Origin of the sequence: Methylobacterium sp. J-070, from assembly GCF_022829385.1 — a bacterium.
Taxonomy (GTDB): Bacteria; Pseudomonadota; Alphaproteobacteria; order Rhizobiales; family Beijerinckiaceae; genus Methylobacterium.
This window is the reverse complement of the sequence record NZ_JAKSXX010000116.1, coordinates 45,500-65,677: the sequence shown is the minus strand read 5'-3', so window position 1 is coordinate 65,677 and position 20,178 is coordinate 45,500. Positions and strand designations below refer to the sequence as shown.

Annotated in this window: 21 protein-coding genes; 12 read left to right on the top strand and 9 right to left on the bottom strand. The window is 70.7% G+C overall.

Going from position 1 to position 20,178, the window contains the following annotated elements; translation table 11 throughout:
* Positions 1-303 precede the first annotated feature (303 nt).
* The 8 genes from MKL01_RS09405 (at position 304) to MKL01_RS09370 (ending at position 10,916) form a co-directional block, all read left to right on the top strand.
* A complete protein-coding gene (locus MKL01_RS09405; protein ID WP_243904950.1) occupies positions 304-1,512 on the top strand; it encodes an aminotransferase class V-fold PLP-dependent enzyme in 1,209 nt (402 codons plus the stop codon).
* Between the two features lie 103 nt (positions 1,513-1,615).
* A complete protein-coding gene (locus tag MKL01_RS09400; RefSeq protein ID WP_243904949.1) occupies positions 1,616-2,557 on the top strand; it encodes a D-2-hydroxyacid dehydrogenase in 942 nt (313 codons plus the stop codon).
* A gap of 273 nt (positions 2,558-2,830) precedes the next feature.
* Positions 2,831-3,694 (top strand): NADP-dependent methylenetetrahydromethanopterin/methylenetetrahydrofolate dehydrogenase, encoded by an 864-nt coding sequence (locus tag MKL01_RS09395; protein WP_243904948.1) that lies wholly within the window; start codon positions 2,831-2,833, stop codon positions 3,692-3,694.
* Between the two features lie 15 nt (positions 3,695-3,709).
* On the top strand, positions 3,710-4,354 hold the full coding sequence (gene fchA, locus MKL01_RS09390) for a methenyltetrahydrofolate cyclohydrolase (RefSeq protein ID WP_243904947.1): 645 nt from the start codon (positions 3,710-3,712) through the stop codon (positions 4,352-4,354).
* 323 nt (positions 4,355-4,677) lie between these two features.
* Positions 4,678-5,856 carry a malate--CoA ligase subunit beta gene (locus MKL01_RS09385; protein ID WP_243904946.1) on the top strand — a complete coding sequence of 393 codons (1,179 nt, stop codon included), beginning with the start codon at positions 4,678-4,680 and terminating at the stop codon, positions 5,854-5,856.
* Between the two features lie 15 nt (positions 5,857-5,871).
* The gene (sucD, locus tag MKL01_RS09380; RefSeq protein ID WP_243904945.1) at positions 5,872-6,762 is read left to right on the top strand and encodes a succinate--CoA ligase subunit alpha; all 891 of its coding nucleotides are present in this window, start codon (positions 5,872-5,874) and stop codon (positions 6,760-6,762) included.
* 242 nt (positions 6,763-7,004) lie between these two features.
* Entirely contained in the window at positions 7,005-9,755 is a 2,751-nt protein-coding gene (locus MKL01_RS09375; RefSeq protein WP_243904944.1) for a phosphoenolpyruvate carboxylase, read from the top strand.
* 189 nt (positions 9,756-9,944) lie between these two features.
* Positions 9,945-10,916, top strand: coding sequence for an HpcH/HpaI aldolase/citrate lyase family protein (locus MKL01_RS09370; RefSeq protein WP_243904943.1), 972 nt, complete (start codon positions 9,945-9,947; stop codon positions 10,914-10,916).
* 151 nt (positions 10,917-11,067) lie between these two features.
* Here MKL01_RS09370 and MKL01_RS09365 read toward each other — a convergent pair whose 3' ends face one another.
* From MKL01_RS09365 to MKL01_RS09350, 4 genes are all read right to left on the bottom strand, one after another.
* On the bottom strand, positions 11,068-11,919 hold the full coding sequence (locus MKL01_RS09365) for a glycosyltransferase family 2 protein (RefSeq protein WP_243904942.1): 852 nt from the start codon (positions 11,917-11,919) through the stop codon (positions 11,068-11,070).
* Entirely contained in the window at positions 11,916-12,509 is a 594-nt protein-coding gene (locus tag MKL01_RS09360; protein ID WP_243904941.1) for an SAM-dependent methyltransferase, read from the bottom strand. The genes MKL01_RS09365 and MKL01_RS09360 overlap by 4 nt, the downstream gene beginning before the upstream one ends.
* The gene (locus MKL01_RS09355; protein WP_243904940.1) at positions 12,506-13,243 is read right to left on the bottom strand and encodes a PIG-L deacetylase family protein; all 738 of its coding nucleotides are present in this window, start codon (positions 13,241-13,243) and stop codon (positions 12,506-12,508) included. The genes MKL01_RS09360 and MKL01_RS09355 overlap by 4 nt, the downstream gene beginning before the upstream one ends.
* Before the next feature lie 165 nt (positions 13,244-13,408).
* Positions 13,409-13,732 carry a multiprotein-bridging factor 1 family protein gene (locus tag MKL01_RS09350; protein ID WP_243904939.1) on the bottom strand — a complete coding sequence of 108 codons (324 nt, stop codon included), beginning with the start codon at positions 13,730-13,732 and terminating at the stop codon, positions 13,409-13,411.
* A 220-nt stretch (positions 13,733-13,952) separates the two neighbouring features.
* Between MKL01_RS09350 and MKL01_RS09345 the strand changes: the two genes are divergently transcribed.
* Together MKL01_RS09345 and MKL01_RS09340 are read left to right on the top strand one after the other, a co-directional pair.
* A complete protein-coding gene (locus MKL01_RS09345; RefSeq protein ID WP_243904938.1) occupies positions 13,953-14,468 on the top strand; it encodes an META domain-containing protein in 516 nt (171 codons plus the stop codon).
* 94 nt (positions 14,469-14,562) lie between these two features.
* On the top strand, positions 14,563-14,727 hold the full coding sequence (locus tag MKL01_RS09340; protein WP_243904937.1) for a hypothetical protein: 165 nt from the start codon (positions 14,563-14,565) through the stop codon (positions 14,725-14,727).
* A 368-nt stretch (positions 14,728-15,095) separates the two neighbouring features.
* Here MKL01_RS09340 and MKL01_RS09335 read toward each other — a convergent pair whose 3' ends face one another.
* A complete protein-coding gene (locus MKL01_RS09335) occupies positions 15,096-15,365 on the bottom strand; it encodes a hypothetical protein (RefSeq protein ID WP_243904936.1) in 270 nt (89 codons plus the stop codon).
* 205 nt (positions 15,366-15,570) lie between these two features.
* On the opposite strand from MKL01_RS09335, the gene MKL01_RS09330 reads away from it, so the two are divergent.
* Positions 15,571-16,104, top strand: coding sequence for a gamma carbonic anhydrase family protein (locus tag MKL01_RS09330; protein WP_243904935.1), 534 nt, complete (start codon positions 15,571-15,573; stop codon positions 16,102-16,104).
* 70 nt (positions 16,105-16,174) lie between these two features.
* Here the strand turns inward: MKL01_RS09330 and ppa are convergent, their stop codons facing one another.
* Positions 16,175-16,708, bottom strand: a complete 534-nt coding sequence (gene ppa, locus MKL01_RS09325) for an inorganic diphosphatase (RefSeq protein WP_243904934.1) — start codon at positions 16,706-16,708, stop codon at positions 16,175-16,177.
* A 111-nt stretch (positions 16,709-16,819) separates the two neighbouring features.
* Positions 16,820-17,326: a GNAT family N-acetyltransferase gene (locus MKL01_RS09320; protein WP_243904933.1), complete on the bottom strand. Its 507-nt coding sequence runs from the start codon at positions 17,324-17,326 to the stop codon at positions 16,820-16,822.
* A gap of 185 nt (positions 17,327-17,511) precedes the next feature.
* Here MKL01_RS09320 and MKL01_RS09315 point away from each other — a divergent pair, with 185 nt between their 5' ends.
* Positions 17,512-18,237, top strand: coding sequence for a tyrosine-protein phosphatase (locus MKL01_RS09315; protein WP_243904932.1), 726 nt, complete (start codon positions 17,512-17,514; stop codon positions 18,235-18,237).
* Between the two features lie 60 nt (positions 18,238-18,297).
* Here the strand turns inward: MKL01_RS09315 and MKL01_RS09310 are convergent, their stop codons facing one another.
* Together MKL01_RS09310 and MKL01_RS09305 are read right to left on the bottom strand one after the other, a co-directional pair.
* A complete protein-coding gene (locus MKL01_RS09310; protein ID WP_243904931.1) occupies positions 18,298-19,155 on the bottom strand; it encodes a prephenate dehydratase in 858 nt (285 codons plus the stop codon).
* A 24-nt stretch (positions 19,156-19,179) separates the two neighbouring features.
* Positions 19,180-19,923: a 3-deoxy-manno-octulosonate cytidylyltransferase gene (locus MKL01_RS09305; RefSeq protein ID WP_243904930.1), complete on the bottom strand. Its 744-nt coding sequence runs from the start codon at positions 19,921-19,923 to the stop codon at positions 19,180-19,182.
* Positions 19,924-20,178 lie beyond the last annotated feature (255 nt).

Here is a 20,178-nt window from a genome sequence, read left to right as displayed (position 1 = left end):
CATAATACCAGCAACTGGCGGCTCGGCCTGCGCCGAGCCGGGCGCAGATCAGGAAGGCGGCGAGGACGGCCCTGCGGCCGTTGAACGGGACGGCAATTCGGAGGCGACCGGTGCGCGGGGGCGTGCCGCGACGCGAGCGGCGTGAGGCCGCCTGCCGCTCCGCAGCGCCCCCTCTTTCACGGAACAGGAAGGCGTTCGCGGGCGCGAGCCACGACCGCCGGCGCCGGACCGACTCCCGAGGACACTTGGACAAACCGGCGCGGGTCCAACCTCGCGCGCAACAGACATTTCGGAGGAAACATCATGGCCGCTACCCGTCGCCCCGGTCGCAATCACCTGTTCATCCCGGGCCCCACCAACATCCCGGATCGCGTGCTGCGGGCCATGCACGTGCCCTCCGAGGACCACCGCTCGCCGAGCTTCCCCGAGCTCGTGAAGCCGCTGCTCCAGGATTCCAAGATGGTGTTCGGCTCGACCGCCGGCACGGTGATCCTGTTCCCGTCCTCCGGCACCGGCATCTGGGAATCGGCCCTGTCCAACACCCTCTGCCGGGGCGACAAGGTGCTGACTGCCCGCTACGGCCAGTTCAGCCACCTCTGGGTCGACATGGCCCAGCGCCTCGGCCTCGACGTGATCGTCCAGGACGAGGAGTGGGGCGCCGGCGCCGATCCGCAGAAGATCGAGGAGGCCCTGCGGGCGGACAAGGACCACGCCATCAAGGCCGTGATGGTCGTCCACAACGAGACCGCCACGGGCGTCACCAGCGACATCGCCGCGGTGCGCAAGGCGATCGACGCCGCCGGCCACCCGGCGCTGCTGTTCGTCGACGGCATCTCGTCGATCGGCTCGCTGCCGTTCAAGATGGACGAGTGGAAGGTCGACTGCGCCATCGCGGGCTCGCAGAAGGGCTTCATGCTGCCCGCCGGCCTCGGCCTGATCTGCATCAGCCCGAAGGCGCTGAAGATCGCCGAGGGCGGCACCGGCCGCAACGACCGGCTCGGCCACGCCTACTTCGCCTGGAAGGATCAGCTCGCCGCCAACGCCACCGGCTACTTCCCCTACACGCCGGTCCTGCCGCTGCTCTACGGCCTGCGCGAGGCCCTGGCGATCGTGAAGGAGGAGGGGCTGGAGAACATCTACCACCGCCATCACGTGCTCGGCGAGGCGACCCGCCAGGCGGTGGCGGCCTGGGGCCTCAAGCCCTGCGCCAAGGAGCCGAAGTGGAACTCCGACACGGTCACGGCGATCGTGGTGCCGGAGGGCGCCGACGCCGCCAAGGTGATCACCCACGCCTACGAGCGCTACAATCTCTCGCTGGGGGCTGGCCTGTCGAAAGTCGCCGGCAAGGTGTTCCGCATCGGCCACCTGGGCGACCTGAACGAGCTGTCGCTGCTCGGTGCCATCGCGGGCGCCGAGATGGCGATGCTCGATTGCGGCATCAAGGTCACGCCGGGCTCGGGCGTCGCCGCCGCCTCCAGCTACCTGCGCGAGAATCCGCTGCATAAGGCGTGAACGCTGCGCCGTGTCGGGGCGGGTCCGGGTTGCCGGGCCCGCCCCGGCGCGCAACTAAGACGAACAAGCCCGAGGAAACCGCCCGCCGCCCGAGAGGGGATCCATGACCAAGAAGATCGTGTTCCTGGACCGTGAGTCCCTCGACGCGACCGTCCGGCCGTTCACCTTCCCGCACGAGTACGTCGAGCACGAGTCGACCTGGACGCCGGAGGACACGGTGTCCCGGCTCCAGGGCGCCGAGATCGCGCTGATCAACAAGGTCCCGATGCGGGCCGAGACGCTGAAGCAGCTGCCCGACCTGAAGCTGATCGCGGTGGCCGCCACCGGCACGGACGTGGTCGACAAGGCCCAGGCGAAGGCGCAAGGGATCACGGTCGTCAACATCCGCAACTACGCGTTCAACACCGTGCCGGAGCACGTGGTCGGGCTGATGTTCGCCCTGCGCCGGGCGATCGTGCCGTACGCCAATTCGGTGCGCCGCGGCGACTGGGCGAAGTCCACGCAGTTCTGCTACTTCGACTACCCGATCTACGACATCGCCGGCTCGACGCTCGGCATCGTCGGCTACGGCGCGCTCGGCAAGTCGATCGGCAAGCGGGCCGAGGCGCTGGGCATGAAGGTGCTGGCCTACGACGTGTTCCCGCAGGACGGGCTCGTCGATTTCGAGACGATCCTGACGCAGTCCGACGTGATCACGCTGCACGTGCCGCTGACCCCCGACACCAAGGGGATGATCGGGGCCGCCGAGCTCAAGCGGATGAAGAAGAACGCCATCCTGATCAACACCGCCCGGGGCGGGCTGGTGGACGAGGCGGCCCTGCTCGCCGCGCTCAAGGACGGCACCATCGCGGGCGCCGGGTTCGACGTGGTGGCGCAGGAGCCCCCCAAGGACGGCAACATCCTGTGCGAGGCCGATCTGCCGAACCTGATCGTCACCCCGCACGTGGCCTGGGCCAGCAAGGAGGCGATGCAGATCCTCGCCGATCAGCTGGTCGACAACGTCGAGGCGTTCGTCGCCGGCAAGCCGCAGAACGTGGTGGAGTAGGGCGCTATTTTTCCCTCCCCCCTCTGCGGGGGAGGGTGGCTTCGCGTCAGCGAGGGTCGGGAGAGGGGAGCCCGGCTTCAGGATGTAGCACGGCCTTCATGAAGGGCTCAGCCCCGTTATGCTCCGTCGCACCCCTCGCCCGACCCCCTTCGGGGGCCTCCCTCCCCCGCAAAGGGGGGAGGGAGACGCGCAGATCCCGCCCCTGACTCCGATCACGATCGGAAAGACACCATGACGGCGCCCCACCGGCGCGACGGAAAGGTCCGATAACAAATGACAAAGAAACTGCTGTTCCTGTTCGACACCGATGCGGTGCCGAACGTGTTCGACACGGTGGTCGGTTACGACGGCGGCGCCGACCACATCGCTGGCTACGGCGGCGTGACCCCCGACAACGTCGGCGCGCTGGTCGACGGCACGATCTACACCCGCGGCGGCTCCGAGAAGAAGTCGACGGCGATCTTCGTCGGCGGCGGCAGCATGGCGGCGGGCGAGGCGCTGTTCACCGCGGTCAAGAAGCGGTTCTTCGGCCCGTTCCGGGTCTCGGTCATGCTCGACTCCAACGGCTCCAACACCACGGCGGCCGCCGGCGTCGCGCTGGTGGCCAAGGCCGCGGGCTCGCTCCAGGGCAAGAAGGCCGTGGTGCTGGCGGGCACCGGTCCGGTGGGCATGCGCTCGGCCGCGCTCCTCGCGGGCGAGGGCGCCGAGGTGACGATCGCGGGCCGGGCCCTCGACAAGACGCAGGCCGCCGCGGACCAGATCAACCAGCGCTTCAAGGTCAACGTGAAGGCCGCCGCGACCCCCGACGAGGCCTCGCGCATCGCCCTGGTGAAGGGCACGAACCTCGTGTTCACCGCCGGCGCCATCGGCGTCGAGCTGCTGCCCGAGGCGGCCTGGGCCCAGGACCCGGCCATCGAGTTCGTCGCCGACTACAACGCCCAGCCCCCGACCGGGATCGGCGGCATCGACGTGATGGACAAGGCCAAGGACCGCCACGGCAAGAAGGCCTTCGGCGCGCTCGGCATCGGCGGGCTGAAGCTGAAGCTGCACCGGGCCTGCGTGGGCCAGCTCTTCGAGAGCACCGAGCAGGTGCTCGATGCCGAGGAGATCTACGCGCTCGCGAAGACAATGGCCTGAGCAGGGGAGAGGCCCATGTCGGACACGCAGCAGGCGCCGGAAACCGCGACCATCCAGACCTTCCTGACGGAGCTGGCGAGCGCCGCCCCGACCCCCGGGGGCGGCGGCGCTGCGGCGATCTCCGGCGCCATGGGCGCGGCCCTGGTGTCGATGGTCTGCAACCTCACCATCGGCAAGAAGAAGTACGTCGAGGTCGAGGCCGAGCTGAAGGACGTGCTGGCCAAGTCGGAGGGCCTGCGGGTCGTCCTCACCGGCATGATCGGCGAGGACGTCCAAGCCTTCGACGCCGTGATGGGCGCCTACGGCCTGCCCAAGGTCACCGACGACGAGAAGGCGGCGCGGAGCGAGAAGATCCAGGCGGCGCTCAAGACGGCCTGCGACGTCCCGCTCGCCTGCTGCCGGGCCTGTCGGGCGGTGATCGACCTCGCGGCGATCACCGCCGACAAGGGCAATCTCAACGTCGTGTCGGATGCCGGCGTGGCGGTGCTCTCGGCCTATGCGGGCCTCCGCAGCGCGGCGCTCAACGTCTACGTCAACGCCAAGGGCCTCGAGGATCGCGACTTCGCCGACGAGCGGCTGACGGAACTCGAGGAGCTGCTCTCGGAGGCCGGGGCGCTCACCGAGAAGATCTACGGGGTCGTGAAGGCCAAGGTGAACTGACGGCGCATTGAAGCCCGCGCCGCTCTCCCTCCCCCGCAGAGGGGGGGAGGGTGGGCGCGCGTCGCCGTCGGCGTGGCGCTAAACTTGTCAGCGCATCCGAGCGCAGTGCCAAAATTCCAGATCGACAGTCGAGGCCGGGTTCATCATGCCCCGGCCTCGTTGTTTTTCTGTATGTTGCGATGCGCAAACGAATACGATCCGTGCTGCGCCTGCGAAAAAGCCCCCCTGAACCCGCGTCTCAAAAAATTTGACGGGCGTATTCTTTCGACTCAACTAAACTGAAAGGCGTCAACGGCGGCAACGAACCGCGGAGGAGGCGCCGAATGGACGTCCACGAATATCAGGCCAAGGAGCTGCTCGCGAGCTTCGGCGTGGCCGTTCCGAAAGGCGCGATCGCCTTCAGCCCGGATCAGGCGGTCTACGCGGCCACCGAACTCGGCGGCTCGTTCTGGGCCGTGAAGGCGCAGATCCATGCGGGCGCCCGCGGCAAGGCCGGCGGGATCAAGCTGTGCCGGACCTACAACGAGGTCCGCGACGCCGCCAAGGAGCTGCTGGGCAAGCGCCTCGTCACCCTCCAGACCGGCCCCGAGGGCAAGCCGGTCCAGCGGGTCTACGTGGAAACCGCCGATCCGTTCGAGCGCGAGCTCTATCTCGGCTACGTGCTGGACCGGAAGGCCGAGCGGGTCCGCGTCATCGCCAGCCAGCGCGGCGGCATGGACATCGAGGAGATCGCCGCCAACGAGCCGGATTCGCTCATCCAGGTGGTGGTCGAGCCGGCGGTCGGCCTGCAGCAGTTCCAGGCCCGGGAGATCGCCTTCCAGCTCGGGCTCAACATCAAGCAGGTCTCGGCCGCGGTGAAGACCATCATGAACGCCTACCGGGCGTTCCGCGACTGCGACGGCACTATGCTTGAGATCAACCCGCTGGTCGTCACCAAGGACGACCGGGTGCTGGCGCTGGACGCCAAGATGAGCTTCGACGACAACGCCCTGTTCCGCCGGCCGGGCATCGCCGACATGCACGACCCGTCGCAGGGCGATCCCCGCGAGGCGCAGGCGGCCGAGCACAACCTCAGCTATATCGGCCTCGAGGGCGAGATCGGCTGCATCGTCAACGGCGCCGGGCTGGCCATGGCCACCATGGACATGATCAAGCACGCGGGCGGCGAGCCGGCGAACTTCCTGGACGTCGGCGGCGGCGCCTCGCCGGAGCGGGTGGCCACGGCTTTCCGGCTCGTGCTCTCGGACCGCAACGTCAAGGCGATCCTGGTCAACATCTTCGCCGGCATCAACCGCTGCGACTGGGTCGCCGAGGGGGTCATCCAGGCCGCCCGGGAGGTGAAGATCGACGTGCCCCTGGTGGTGCGGCTGGCCGGCACGAACGTGGAGGCCGGCAAGAAGATCCTGGCCGAGAGCGGCCTCGACCTGATCACCGCCGACACGCTGTCGGAGGCGGCCCGCAAGGCGGTCGACGCCTGCTCGGCCGCCAAGACGAAGCACTGAGGGGGAGACCGCGCCATGAGCATCCTCATCGACGAGACCACCCCGATCATCGTCCAGGGCATCACGGGCGACAAGGGCACCTTCCACGCCAAGGAGATGCTGGATTACGGCACGAACGTCGTGGGCGGCGTCACCCCGGGCAAGGGCGGGCGCAGCCATCTCGGCCTGCCGGTGTTCAACACCGTCAAGGAGGCGGTGGCGGCGACCGGCGCCACCACGTCGATCACCTTCGTGGCGCCGCCCTTCGCGGCGGACGCCATCATGGAGGCGGCCGATGCCGGCCTGCGCCTGGTCTGCTCGATCACCGACGGCATCCCGGCCCAGGACATGATGCGGGTGAAGCGCTACCTGATGCGCTACCCGCGGGACCGGCGGACCATGGTGGTCGGCCCGAACTGCGCCGGCATCATCTCCCCCGGCAAGGCGATGCTCGGGATCATGCCCGGCCACATCTACCTCCCGGGCAATGTCGGAGTGATCTCCCGCTCGGGCACCCTTGGCTACGAGGCTGCCGCACAGCTCAAGGAACTGGGGCTCGGGATCTCGACCTCGGTGGGCATCGGCGGCGACCCGATCAACGGCTCCTCCTTCCTCGACCATCTCGCCCTGTTCGAGACGGACCCGGACACCGACGCCGTGCTGATGATCGGCGAGATCGGCGGCCCGCAGGAGGCCGAGGCCTCGGCCTGGATCCGCGAGAACATGTCGAAGCCGGTGATCGGCTTCGTGGCCGGGCTCACGGCGCCCAAGGGCCGGCGCATGGGCCATGCCGGCGCGATCATCTCGGCGGCCGGCGACAGCGCCGCCGAGAAGGCCGAGATCATGCGGTCGTATGGGCTGACCGTGGCGCCGGATCCGGGCAGCTTCGGGCAGACTGTGGCCGACGTGCTGGCGCGGGCGGCGTAACAGTACTCGGCGCGCCGCTCTCCCTCCCCCTCTGTGGGGGAGGGTGGCCCCCGAAGGGGGTCGGGAGTGGGGAACCCGGCTTCCGGAAAATGCGCGCCCTGCATGACGGACACAGCCTCGTTCTGCACCGGCGCTTCCCTCTCCCGACCCCTGCTGACGCAGGAGCCACCCTCCCCCGCAGAGGGGGGAGGGGGCGCTTCGCGCTGATCGTCCTCAAAAACCATGCGCCACGAGGTGGCCCCATGACCCGTACCCTTCACGCAACCCCCGGCCTCGTCGACGCCACGGCCTTCGCGCCGCCGGTGATCACCGGCACGTCGTCGGAGCAGGCTCTGGACATCCTGTTCCAGGCGCTGCTCGACGTCGCCCGCCGGCACGATCCCGACCTGGAGGCGGTGCTGCACGGGACCGCCGACATCTCGCGCTTCTCGCCGCAGATGCTGGCGCGCGCCCTCCAGGTGCAGGGCATCTGGTTCCAGCTGATCTCCATCGCCGAGCAGAACGCCGCGATGCGCCGCCGCCGCCACGTGGAGCGGACCGAGGGGCGCGCCGCCCTCGGCGGCTCCTTCGCCAAGGTCTTTTCCGATGCCCGCCAGCAGGGGGTGCCGCCGGAGAAGATCCAGGCGCTGCTCAGCGACCTGCGCATCCGCCCGACGCTCACCGCCCACCCGACCGAGGGCAAGCGCGTCACCGTCCTGGAGAAGTTCCGGCGGATCTACCTCGTGCTCCGCGAGCTGGAGATGCCGCGCTGGACCGACCGCGAGCGCAACGGGCTCATGAACGAGCTGCGCGACCAGATCGAGCTGGTCTGGATGACCGGCGAGCTGCACCTGGAGAAGGCCACCGTCGAGCGGGAGGTCGCCTGGGGGCTGCACTTCTTCGACGAGACCCTGTTCGAGATGCTGCCCGAGACCATGGATACCCTGGAGGAATCCCTGGCGGAGGCCTATCCCGGCACGGACTTCACGGTGCCGCCGTTCTTCCAGTTCGGCTCCTGGATCGGCGGCGATCGCGACGGCAATCCCTACGTCACCGCCGCCGTCACCCGGCAGACCCTGCATCGCAACGCGCTGGCCTCGCTCAGCCGCTATCAGGACGGGGTGCGCGAACTCGGCCGCACCCTCTCGCTCACCGAGCGCACCCTGCCGCTGCCAGAGGGATTCCGGGCGGAACTCGACCGGCAGCTCGCCGAGAGCGGGCAGGCCCGGGCCATCGCCCGGCGCAATCCCGGCGAGCCCTATCGCCAGTATCTCAGCTGCGTGCTGCGCAAGATCGAGGCGACGATCGCCCGCAACGAGGGCGAGCATCCCTCGGGTCCCGACTACGCCAGCGCCGACGGGCTGATCGAGGACCTGCGCGTCCTGGAACGCGGCCTCGCGGACGCGAAATGCGGCGCCCTCGCCCGGGACCTCGTCCGCCCCGTCCGAAGGATGGTGGAGATCTTCCGGTTCTCGACGGTCCGGCTGGACCTGCGCGAGAACACCACCCGGACCACCGACACCCTCCAGGCGCTCTGGCGCCAGCGCAACGGCGACGGCGAGCCGCCGGCCCTCGGCTCTGCCGCGTGGCGCCAGTGGCTCGACGCCGAACTCGCCCGGCCGCGGGATCCGGAGCGGTCCTTCGAGGACCTGCCCGACGCCGCCCGGGAGACGCTCGCCACCTTCGCCCTCGTCGCCGAGATGCGCGAGGCCCTCGACCGGGAGGCGTTCGGCGCCTTCGTGCTGTCGATGACCCGCTCGGTGGAGGACGTGCTCGGCGCCTACCTCCTCGCCAAGGAGGCGGGGGTGTTCCTCGACGGGGCCGGGACCGAGATCTGCCCGCTGCCGATCGTGCCCCTGTTCGAGACCATCGACGACCTGCGCGCCGCCCCGGCGATCATGCGGGCGCTGCTCGCCGTGCCGGTGGTGCGCCGCTCGACCCGCTGGCAGGGCGGGGTGCAGGAGGTGATGATCGGCTATTCCGACTCCAACAAGGATGGCGGCTTCGTCGCCGCCAACTGGGAGCTGTACAAGGCGCAGAGCAAGCTGACCCGCCTCGGCGAGGAACTCGGGGTCGGCATCGCGTTCTTCCACGGGCGCGGCGGCTCGGTGAGCCGGGGCGGCGTGCCGACCCACCGGGGCATCATGGCCCAGCCCCCGGGCTCGATTCGCGGCCGGTTCCGCACCACCGAGCAGGGCGAGGTGGTCTCGTTCAAATACGCCAACCGCGGCACCGCCGCCTACCAGATGGAATTGCTGGCGGCCTCTGTGTTCGAGCACGCGCTGGCCCGGGAGGGCGATCGCGCGGGCCCCGGCCACGACGACGCGCTTGAGGCGCTGGCCGGCGCCTCGCGGGCGGCCTACGTCCAGCTGCTGCAGACCGACGGCCTCGTCGATTATTTCCAGTCGGCGAGCCCGCTGGACGAGATCGCGCTCCTCAACATCGGCTCCCGCCCGGCACGCCGATTCGGCGCCCGCTCGCTCTCGGACCTGCGGGCGATCCCCTGGGTGTTCGCCTGGTCGCAGAACCGCCACGTGATCACCGGCTGGTACGGGGTCGGCTCGGGACTCGCGAGCTTCCTCGACGTGCGCGGCCGGGAGGGCGAGGCGATCCTCAAGCGCCTGTTCCAGGAGTCCCGGGTGTTCCGGCTCGTTCTCGACGAGGTCGAGAAGACGCTGATGATGGTCGATCTCGACATCGCCCGGGCCTATGCCGGCCTCGTCCTGGATGCCGGGATCCGCGACCGGATCTTCTCGATGATCGAGGCCGAGTACGCGCTGACCCGCGAGATGGTGCTGCGGGTGAGCGGCGGCACCGAGCTGGCCGAGCGCTTCCCGCTGTTCCGCGACCGGCTCAAGGGGCGGCTGCCGACCATCAACCAGGTCGGCCGCGAGCAGGTGGAACTGCTCGCCCGCTACCGCGCCGAGACCGACGAGGACCGGCGCGAGGCGGTGAAGTCGGCCCTGCTCCTGTCGATCAACTGCATCGCCGTCGGGTTCGGGGCGACGGGGTGAGGATCACGCGCGCGGCTCTCCCTCCCACGCAGAGGGGGGGGGGAGCACGCAGGGTTTCAGAAGCCGAACGGAGCATCCTGAAACGCGTCTTTCCGCTCTGTCACCGAGCCCGACGAACGCCATTTCCCCACCCGAGCGGGTCCAGCCCCGCAACGGCATCAGAACCGTCACCAGGAGAGAGAACCCCAGATGAGCTTCACCCTGATCCAGCAGGCCAAGCCGCGCCTGCACCGCTCCGAGCTCGCCGTCCCGGGCTCCAACCCGACCTTCATGGAGAAGTCGGCCTCCTCGGCCGCCGACGTGATCTTCCTCGATCTGGAAGACGCCGTCGCCCCCGACGACAAGGAGAAGGCCCGCACCAACATCATCCAGGCGCTGAACGACCTGGATTGGGGCAACAAGACCATGATGATCCGCATCAACGGTCTCGACACCCACTACATGTACCGGGACGTGGTCGACATCGTCGAAGCATGTCCGCGGCTCGACATGGTGCTGATCCCCAAGGTCGGCGTGCCGGCGGACGTTTACGCCATCGACGTGCTGGTCACCCAGATCGAGCAGGCCAAGAAGCGCGAGAAGCAGATCGGCTTCGAGGTGCTGATCGAGACCGCACTCGGCATGGCCAACGTCGAGGCGATCGCCCAGTCGTCGAAGCGCCTTGAGGCGATGTCGTTCGGCGTGGCCGACTACGCCGCCTCGACCCGCGCGCGCTCGACGGTGATCGGCGGCGTGAATCCGGACTTCTCGGTGCTCACCGACAAGGACGAGGCGGGCAACCGCGAGACCCATTGGCAGGACCCGTGGCTGTTCGCCCAGAACCGCATGCTGATCGCCTGCCGCGCCTACGGCCTGCGCCCGATCGACGGTCCGTTCGGCGACTTCTCGGATCCGGACGGCTACCGCTCGGCGGCCCGGCGCTGCGCGGCGCTCGGATTCGAGGGCAAGTGGGCGATCCATCCCTCGCAGATCGAGCTGGCCAACGAGGTGTTCACCCCGTCCGAGGCCGAGGTGACCAAGGCGCGCCGCATCCTGGAGGCCATGAAGGAGGCCGCCAAGGCCGGCCGCGGCGCCGTCTCGCTGGACGGGCGGCTCATCGACATCGCGTCGATCCGCATGGCCGAGGCGCTGATCGAGAAGGCCGACGCCATGAAGGGCTGACGGCTTTCCGGGACGCGGGCAGATCCTGGCGCCGTATTAGGATCTGCCCGTCGCCGCGACGGCGCCCCGTCGCCACGTTACGCCCTGCGACGACGCGCGGCATCGGGTTCCGCATCGCTGCCCGCACGGGGACGGCCGTGGGTGCCGGTGATCAGAACGGCCGGTCGTCCGGCAGGCGCGCCGCCGCCATCTCCTCCGGCGTCGGGTCCCGCAGGATCACGAGGCCGTTCGACCGGTCCGCCGCGATCAGCCCGAGGGCCGCGAACCCGTCGAGCCAGCCGTCCATCGGCCAGAGCCCGTGCCGGGCATGGAAGCGTGCGGCATTGGCGACGATGTCGCGAAAATGCTGGAGCGGCGGGTCGTAGCCGGGATGATGCTGGTGGTAGGCCCGGGGGCCGCCCAGGAACAGGATCGGCACCCCGGCCGCGGCCGCCCGGAATGCCAGGTCGGTGTCCTCGGCGCCGTAGCCCGAGAAGGCCTCGTCGAAGCCGCCGATCCGGTCGTAGGTCGCGGCCCGGACCGCGAAGGCGAGCGACCAGAACAGGCCGGCCTGCGGCGCCGGCGCCACGGTGCCGGGCGGGGGGAAGGTGCGCACCGGGTGCGGGTGGCCGAGCCGGTCGAGGTCGGCCTCGCGCCAGCCGTCCGTGACCGCGCCGACCGGCAGGTAGCCGATCTCGCAGCAGATCAGCCCGTCCTGCTCCGCCACCGCCCGCGACAGGCCGGCGACGAGGCCCGCCGAGGGGATGCAGTCGACGTCGAGGAAGATCAGCGTGCCGGCTCTGGCGGCCCGGCGTCCGGCATTGCGCGCCGCCGCCAGCGGGAGGCCGGAATGCGGGAACGGCACGCGCTCCACCGGGAACTCCCGGGCCGGCAGGGGCGCCGCGTCGCCGCCGATCTCCACCACGATGCAGGCCTCGGGCGAGGTGCCGCGTCCGAGGCCTTCGAGCAGGCGTTCGAGATGCGCCCGCCGGCCCTTGTTCAGGGTGATGACCGCCGTGCTCACGTCCCGGTCCCGGCGCGCAGGACGTCGATGCGGTACGCGTCCGTCCGGGACTGGGCGAGGATCCCCGCGAAGGACGCGGCCCCGGCGATGAAGCCCTCGGCGGCGCCATCGCCCGATTGCGGGTAGTCGGTTTCTCCGAGCCAGTGCACCAGCACGATATCGCCGCCGGGCTCGATCGCCTCCCCGGCCCGGCGCGCCAGGTCGGCGAGGTCCGCGGGCGCCAGGAAGTACAGGAACTCCGACAGCACGATCAGGTCGAAGCGGCCTTCGGGCCAACCGGCCGGCACGGCTCCCTGGCGGATCTCGATACCCGGCCGGTCGGCGCAACGCGCCCCAGCCGCCGCCACGGCCGCCGCGACCGGGTCGGTCGCCAGCAGGCGGTCGCAGCGCTCGGATAGGGCGCGGGTGAACACCCCGATCGAGCAGGCCGGCTCGAAGGCGCTCCGGTAGCGCGCGCGCGGCAGGGACGCGAGCGTCGCCGCGTACTTGTCGCGCTCATACGGGGAGGTGGTGAAGCCCCAGGGGTCCGGATCGCTGGCGTAGATGCCGGCGAAATAGTCGTCCGGCAGGGTCTGCCTGTGCCGGGTCATGCCGGGACCGCGACGAAGCGCTCGTAGGGACCGCACAGCCGGTCGATCATCGCCGGCTCCAGCCGGAAGCCCTGGGGGTCGTCCGAGATCAGGCCGGTGGTCTGCGATTCGTGGGCGGCGACCGCGCGGGCCTTGGTCTCGCGGCAGGCGGCGACGTCGAGGCGCAGGCCGTTTGGTTCCGGGCCGACCTCGGTCTCCGGCGGCAGGGTCCAACCCCAGACCGGGTACTCGTAGACCCGAACGCCCGGCATCCGCGATCGGGCCAGGCCGACGATGGCGGCGGCGGCCCTGTGGTCGCAATGGGGATCGTGCCGCCAGGTCACGAACGCCGCGCCGGCGCCGCAGGCGGCGGCGGCGCGCGCGACCGCCTCGGCGGCGGCCTCGGCGACCGGACCCTCGCTCGGCACATGGGCGTCGGGCAGGCGCAGGAAGGTCACGTCGTCCGCCCCCAGCCCCAGGATCGCGACGGCCCGCAGCGTCTCCGCCTCACGGAGGGCCCGCAGTCTCTCGGGCGGGTACAGGCGGGAATGCGTGTGCGAGCCGCAGCCGTCGCTGACCACGACGAGCCGCACCGGCCGCCCGGCCCCGCGCGCGAGGGCGATCAGGCCGCCGCAGCCCAGGCTCTCGTCGTCGGGATGGGGCGCGACGACGACGAGGCCGCCGCGTCCGACGAGGGCGTCGAGGCTCGCCAGCGGCAGCGCGTCGGCGGCCGCCAGGAAGGCGTCGGCGCGCATCAACGGGCCGTGCCCGTCTGCGCGACCCGCTCGGACGGCGCGCCGGCCTGGGGCTGGTTTCTGTGGGGATCGGTCACGGATCGCTCCTGGAGCGGCGAGCAGCTCGATCCCCCGGCTATCGGCCGCGGCGGCTGAACGCGCCATGAGCGACGCGGCGAGGCGCCGTCAGCGGTCGTTCTCGGTGGTCAGCGCGTCGGCGCGCGTCCCCTCGTCGGTGCCCGGTCGCTCCCTGAGATGGACGCCCGGCGTCGGCGCATCGGTGAACACGGCCCCCGCCGCGCTCAGGGCGCTCCGGAGCGCCTCGATCTGGCCGCTCGGCGGATCGCCGAAGCCGCTCTCGAAATCGCGCACGCGCCGCTCGTCGATACCGACCTTGGCGGCGAGGTCGGCCTCGGACCATCCGAGCAGACCCCGGGCCGCCCGGGACTGCGCCGGGCTCATCGGGCGCGCGCCGGTCCCGCTCTGTGCACCCTCGTCAGATCCGACCAAGACCAACCTCCCGACCCGCGATCTTCGACAACGGCCACCGCCTCCGTTCGTTTCCGAACGCGATGCGGCGGAGCACGACCATAATTGTGCTGAAATCCTGTCGCATCCGCTGACGCGCATGGATTCGGGGCGGCCTTCGCGCAGGCCGGCACGCGCCGCCGGCGCGGCATCCTCCGAACTGGGCTGACCGGAAGACTGCGCGCGAGATGGGGACTGTACGATGAGAGGGGTGCTGATCGCGACCTTGGCCTGTGCCGTGCTGGCCGCAGACCTTTCCGCGGTGACGCAGGCGCAGGCCCAGATGGGCGGGTCCCCGACGGGATTCGGGCGCGGCAACCGCCGGCCCGGCGGCGAGGACGAGAAGAAGCCCCAGTACGTGCCGGGGACCAAGGCCAGCGAGAAGATCTTCCCGCTCGACTCGACCTGGACGGCCGTGAGCCTCAACGGTAAGCCGTTCACCGGCGGCGACCGGCCGAGCTTCATCATCGACAAGCAGTACCGCGCGCGCGGCTACGGCGGCTGCAACACGTTCGCCGCCACGGCCTTCCCCCTGAAGGAGCAGCACATCGCGGTGGGCCCGTTGGCGCTCACCAAGAAGAGCTGCGACAAGGGTCTCGCCGCGATCGAGCAGGCGTTCTTCGTCGCCCTGCGCACGTCGGCCGTGTGGGACCTCGTCGGCTCCCAGCTCGTCCTGAAGAGCCCCAACGGCGAGCTGAAGTTCGACCGCGCCCTTTAACGGCCGGTTCACCACGCCGCGCGAAGGCGCCCGCCGATTCAGAAGGCCTTGACGGTCGGCGGCCCTCACTCCTCCGGTGTCGAGGAGCGGGCGGATGCCAGTCGGGATCGGGATCGGGCGCGCGCCGGAGCGGCGCCCGGGCATGACGCGGACCCTGCGGTTCTCGGGGCCGGCGGCTCTCCATCCCGGAGCGCTGTGGCTCGCCGCCGCGGCCCCGGTGCTGGCGACGCTGCTTCTCGTCGCCCGGCTCGCCGGCTGAACGGCGATCCCGGTCGCGCCCTCGGGCCGCGGCTCAGGTCGATCCGCCGAATTCGCCCGCGTCGGCCTCGCTCCCGGCGCCCGCGTCGTTCGGGGGCTGCGGCACGACCGGTGGAAACAGCGACGCGAGGGCTGCGGCGACCCCGTACAGGACGGGATCCGCATTCGGGCCGGCTTGCGGTGGCTGAAGATCGCTCGTCAAACACGAAGGTGCGCCACTCTCGCGCCTGTTCGCGCGCATCTGTCCGCGCCCCCGTCCCTGAAATCCGGTCATCCCGTGGGGTCAATGCCGACGGCCGCGTTTCGTTGCCGCAGGTGGAACCGAATTTTTCCTTCGAGAAAAGACCGGATAAACGCGCGCGCCGATGCTCAGCCGCGGCTGCGCAGCACCACGGGTCCGCCGGTCCGGGGACAAGCGGCCGGCACCACGCTCAGGATCGCTGCGCTCGGGCACCGGGCCCGGCACGCCCGGGCCGCATCGATCTGGTCGCCGCCGCAGGCATCGGCGAAGCAGAAGCTGCCGAGATCCTCGCAGGTCGCCCGAAAGCCGTCGGGCTGCCGCATCTCGTGCAGGTCGGCCGCCGCGGACTGCGCCAGCAGGAGGCCCAGGAGAGCGATCGATGCCGCAAGCCGCCTCATCTCGCCTCAACCCGGTTGCCGCGTCCCCCACACCCGGCGGGTGCCGCCGCGGCGGACGCGTGCCTCTACCCGAGCCCTGTTAGCATTGGCGGGCCGCCGACGCCTGTGCCATTCCGGCGACAGGATCCGGCCCTCGGATCCGACCCGCGCCCGCGCGGGGCCGCCGCCCGCCGCGCCCGCGCGCCGAAAGCCCACGGAACCCGCCATGCCGCTCTACGCCCTGGACGACCACGTGCCGCAGCTCGCCGATCCCGACCGGGTCTGGATCGCACCCGACGCGCAGGTGATCGGCCGCATCCATCTCGGCCTCGACGTCGGCATCTGGTTCGGCTCCGCCCTGCGCGGCGATAACGAGCCGATCCGCATCGGCGACCGGACCAACGTGCAGGAGGGGGTGATCATGCACGTCGATCCCGGCTTCCCCCTCACCATCGGATCGGACGTCACCGTCGGCCACGGGGCCATCGTCCACGGCTGCACGATCGGCGACGGGAGCCTCGTCGGCATGGGCGCGACGGTCCTCAACGGCGCCGTCATCGGACGCGGCTGCCTGATCGGGGCCAACGCGCTGGTCACCGAGGGCAAGACCTTCCCGGATCACAGCCTGATCGTCGGGGCGCCGGCCAAGGCCGTGCGCACCCTCGACGAGGCGGCGGTTGAGGCCCTGCGGCAGGCGGCTTTGCGCTACGTCGAGAATGCCCGCCGCTACCGGGCCGGCCTGCGCCGCATCGACGGCTGAGCCGGGACGCCGGGGCGGCGGGCCGAAGCGCGTCCGCCCGGGTTCCGGGGGCCGCCCGCGCGGAACGCGCCTAGATCTTGGCCTTGCCGCGCTCGATCGCCTCTTCGATCAGCCGGTGGGCCTCCTCCTTGTCGCCCCAGCGGACGAACTTGACCCACTTGCCGGGCTCCAGATCCTTGTAGTGCTCGAAGAAGTGCTGGATCTGCTGGATCGTGATGTCGGGAAGATCGGTGTAGTTCTCGACCCGGTCGTAGCGCTTGGTCAGGTGGCGCGACGGCACCGCGATGACCTTCTCGTCCTCGCCGCCCTCGTCCTGCATCACCATCACGCCCACGGGGCGGGCGCTGATGATCGCGCCCGGCAGGACGGCGCGGGTGTTGGCCACCAGGACGTCGCAGGGATCGCCGTCACCCGACAGGGTGTGGGGGATGAAGCCGTAATTGCCCGGATAGAACATCGGCGTGTAGAGGAACCGGTCGACGACCAGGGCGCCCGACGCCTTGTCCATCTCGTACTTGATCGGCTCGCCGCCGAGCGGCACCTCCACGATCACGTTCACGTCGTGCGGCGGGTTCTTGCCGAGCGGGATGGCGTCGATATTCATGGCGTCTTGGTCCCGGAACGCGGTCAGCTCCGCTTCCAGGACCTCTTAGTGGCGCGGCCCGGCAATGCAAATCTGTCGACATCGCTGCCCGGCAACGAGTGCTGGAAAACGTCAGCCGAACAGATAGCCGATCTTGGGCAGGGCGATCCCCGCCATGCGATCGAGCACCCGGGGCCCCGGCCGGCCCCCGAGGCCCGCGTAGAAGGCGCCGGCCCGGTCGTTGTCCTCCAGGCTCCAGACGCCGAGGCGGGTCAGGCCGTGATCCGCCAGGTCGTTGCGGACGGCCCTGAACAGGCGGCGGCCGAGACCGACGCCCTGGTATTCCGGCAGGAGATAGAGTTCGTCGATCTCGGACTCGCTGCCGAGGGCGCGGCTGCGGGTCCGGCCGTAGGACGCGTAGCCGACGACCAGATCGCTCACCTCGACCACCGCCACGGGCCGACCGCGGCGCAGGGTGCCGCGCCACCATGCGCGGTCACGGCCGGCGATCAGGCGCTCCAGCGTCACGCCCGGGATGATCCCGCGATAGGCTTCGCGCCACGACGCGTCGAACACCTTGGACAAGCCGCCGAGGTCGGCCTCCCGGGCCCGGCGGATGCTCGTGGTGCGCGTGCTCATGGGCTTCGGGCCTCCCGTCGTCCGACCGGCGGATAACCCGCGCGGTCCGCCCAGGTTCGATGCCGATCCGGGCGGAGTGAAGGCATGAGGGAAGGCAAGAACGGCGCCGTCAACCCCGCAGCGCCGAATTGCCGGCTTCCCGGGCGGCTGATAGAGCGCCCGTTGGTTCCCGCGGCAGCACGGCCTTGTTCAACCGTTTCCTCAAGCCCGAGACGCGCTACGCGCGCCGCATGGCCCGGATCGCCCGCTTCGAGCGGCCGATCTCCGGCCCCGGCGACCGGCTGATGGCCTGGGCCAACATGCTGCTGATCGACCACGGCGTGTTCCGCCTCGCCTATCTCAACCGCCATCGGGTCGGCGCGGGCGGGCTCTGGCGCTCGGCCCAGCCCGGACCGCACCAGCTCGCCCGGTTCCGGGCCGAGGGCGTGCGGACGATCATCTCGCTCCGCGGCGGCCGCGAGCACGGGTCGTGGCCGCTGCAGCGCGAGGCCTGCGAGCGACACGGGCTGACGCTCGTCGAGTTCGTGCTCCGCTCCCGGGAGGCTCCGGACCGGGACACCATCCTCGGCGCCAAGGCGTTCTTCGCCGGCATCGCGTATCCGGCGGTGATGCACTGCAAGTCGGGCGCCGACCGGGCCGGCCTCGCCTCGGCGCTGTACCTGATCCTGCACGAGGGCCGGCCGGTCGCGGAGGCCGCCCGGCAGCTCTCCGCCCGCTACGGCCATCTCCGCTTCGCCAAGACCGGCATCCTCGACGCGTTCTTCGCCCGATACCGGGTCGAGGGCGAGGCGCAGGGGATCGATTTCCTGACCTGGGTCGAGACGGTCTACGACCCCGAGGCGCTCAAGCGCGACTTCCGGCCGGGCTTCTGGTCGGATCTGGCCGCGGACCGGGTGCTGCGGCGGGAGTGAGGTCTTGAGATCCTCGGCCGGATGAACCCGAGCGGCATGGCCGAGGCTGAATGGTCTTTGTTACTCCGCCGCCGGCCGTGCCGCCTCGCGGAAGGGGTGGGCTGGGTAGGTGCCGATCACCCGCAGCTCCCGGGAGAAGAAGCCGAGCTCGTCGAGCGCCCGGGCGAGGCCCGGATCCTCCGGGTGGCCGTCCACCTCGGCGTAGAACTGCGTGGCGGTGAACTCGCCGTCCATCATGTAGCTCTCGAGCTTCGACATGTTGACGCCGTTCGTCGCGAAGCCGCCCAGCGCCTTGTAGAGCGCGGCCGGGATGTTGCGCACCCGGAACACGAAGCTCGTCACGCAGGCCTGCGTCCCGACGGCGACCGGCTCGGCGTCGGGGGAGAGCACCACGAAACGGGTGGTGTTGTGTGCCTCGTCCTCGACGTCGCGCTCCAGGATGTCGAGCCCGTAGACCCCGGCGGCGAGCGCCGGCGCCAGCGCGGCCCGGCTCGGGTCGCCGATCTCGGCGATCTCGCGGGCGGCCCCGGCGGTGTCGCCCGCCACCACCGCCTTCAGGCCCAGCCGGCGGATGATCCGCCGGCACTGGCCGAGCGCGTGGACGTGGCTGTGGACGCTCCGCAGGGCCTCGACCTTGGTGCCCGGCAGGACCATCAGCTGGAAATGGATCGGCAGGAAGTGCTCGGCCACGATGCGCAGCGGCGAGGTCGGGATCAGGTGGTGGATGTCGGCGACGCGGCCGGCGATCGAGTTCTCGATCGGGATCATCGCCCGCCGGGCCCGGCCCTCCGTGACCGCCGCGAAGGCGTCCTCGAAGGTCGCGCAGGGCAGCGGCGTCCAGTCCGGATAGGCCTCCGCGCAGATGATGTGCGAGTTGGCCCCGGGCTCCCCCTGATAGGCGATGGTGCGGTCGGTCATGGCGGGCAGGCTTCGTCCGTGCGCTCAGTTCAGGCGGCGGCCCCGGAGCAGGGCGCGGGCGCGCTCCAGGTCGGCGGGGGTGTCGACGCCGAGTGGCAGGTCGTCGACGATGGCGGCGTCGATGCGCATCCCGGCTTCCAGCGCCCGGAGCTGCTCCAGCTTCTCCCGGACCTCCAGCTCGCCCGGGGGCAGGGCGACGAACCGGGTCAGCGCGGTGCGCCGGTAGGCGTAGAGGCCGATATGGTGCCAGAGCGGTCCCTCGCCCCAGGGCGCCCGGGCGCGGGTGAAGTAGAGCGCGCGCAGGCGCCCGGGTCCGACGGCGTGGCCCACGAGCTTGACCACGTTCGGGTTGTCGGCCTCGTGCGGGTCGGTGATGGCTGCGCAGAGGGTGACGATGTCGACCGTGCGGTCGGCGAGCGGCAGGATGGAGGCGCCGATGATCGCAGGATCGATGGTCGGCAGATCGCCCTGCACGTTGACGACCACGTCGTGGCGCCCCTCCGGATCGATGATCTCCAGCGCCTCGGCGAGCCGGTCGGAGCCCGAGGGATGATCGGCCCGGGTCATCACCGCCACCCCGCCCGCCGCCTCGACGGTCCGGGCGATCTCCGCCGTGTCGGTGGCCACCACCACGGGACCGATGCCGGCCTCCATGGCCCGGCGCCAGACATGGACGATCATCGCCTCGCCGGCGATGTCGGCCAGCGGCTTGTTGGGCAGACGCGTCGCGGCGAGGCGGGCCGGGATCAGGACTAGGGGATCGGACATGCGAATTCGGTCAGGGCACGCGGACCGGGCGGTCGCGCCGGGATGCCGGCGGGTGCTTAACAGGCCCGTCCGCGGTTGTCGTCCCCCGGGTCCGGCCGGGTCCGCCGACGGCGATCCGCCGTCAGATCCGTGAGGCCCGCCGGTGACAAGCTGGACAATTCGGTGGAACATTCCTGCGCCTGAGCGACGCGGACGGCCATCTCGGCATTGTCAGGAACCGCCCGGAACGGCTAAGGCAACCTCGAAATCTTCCAA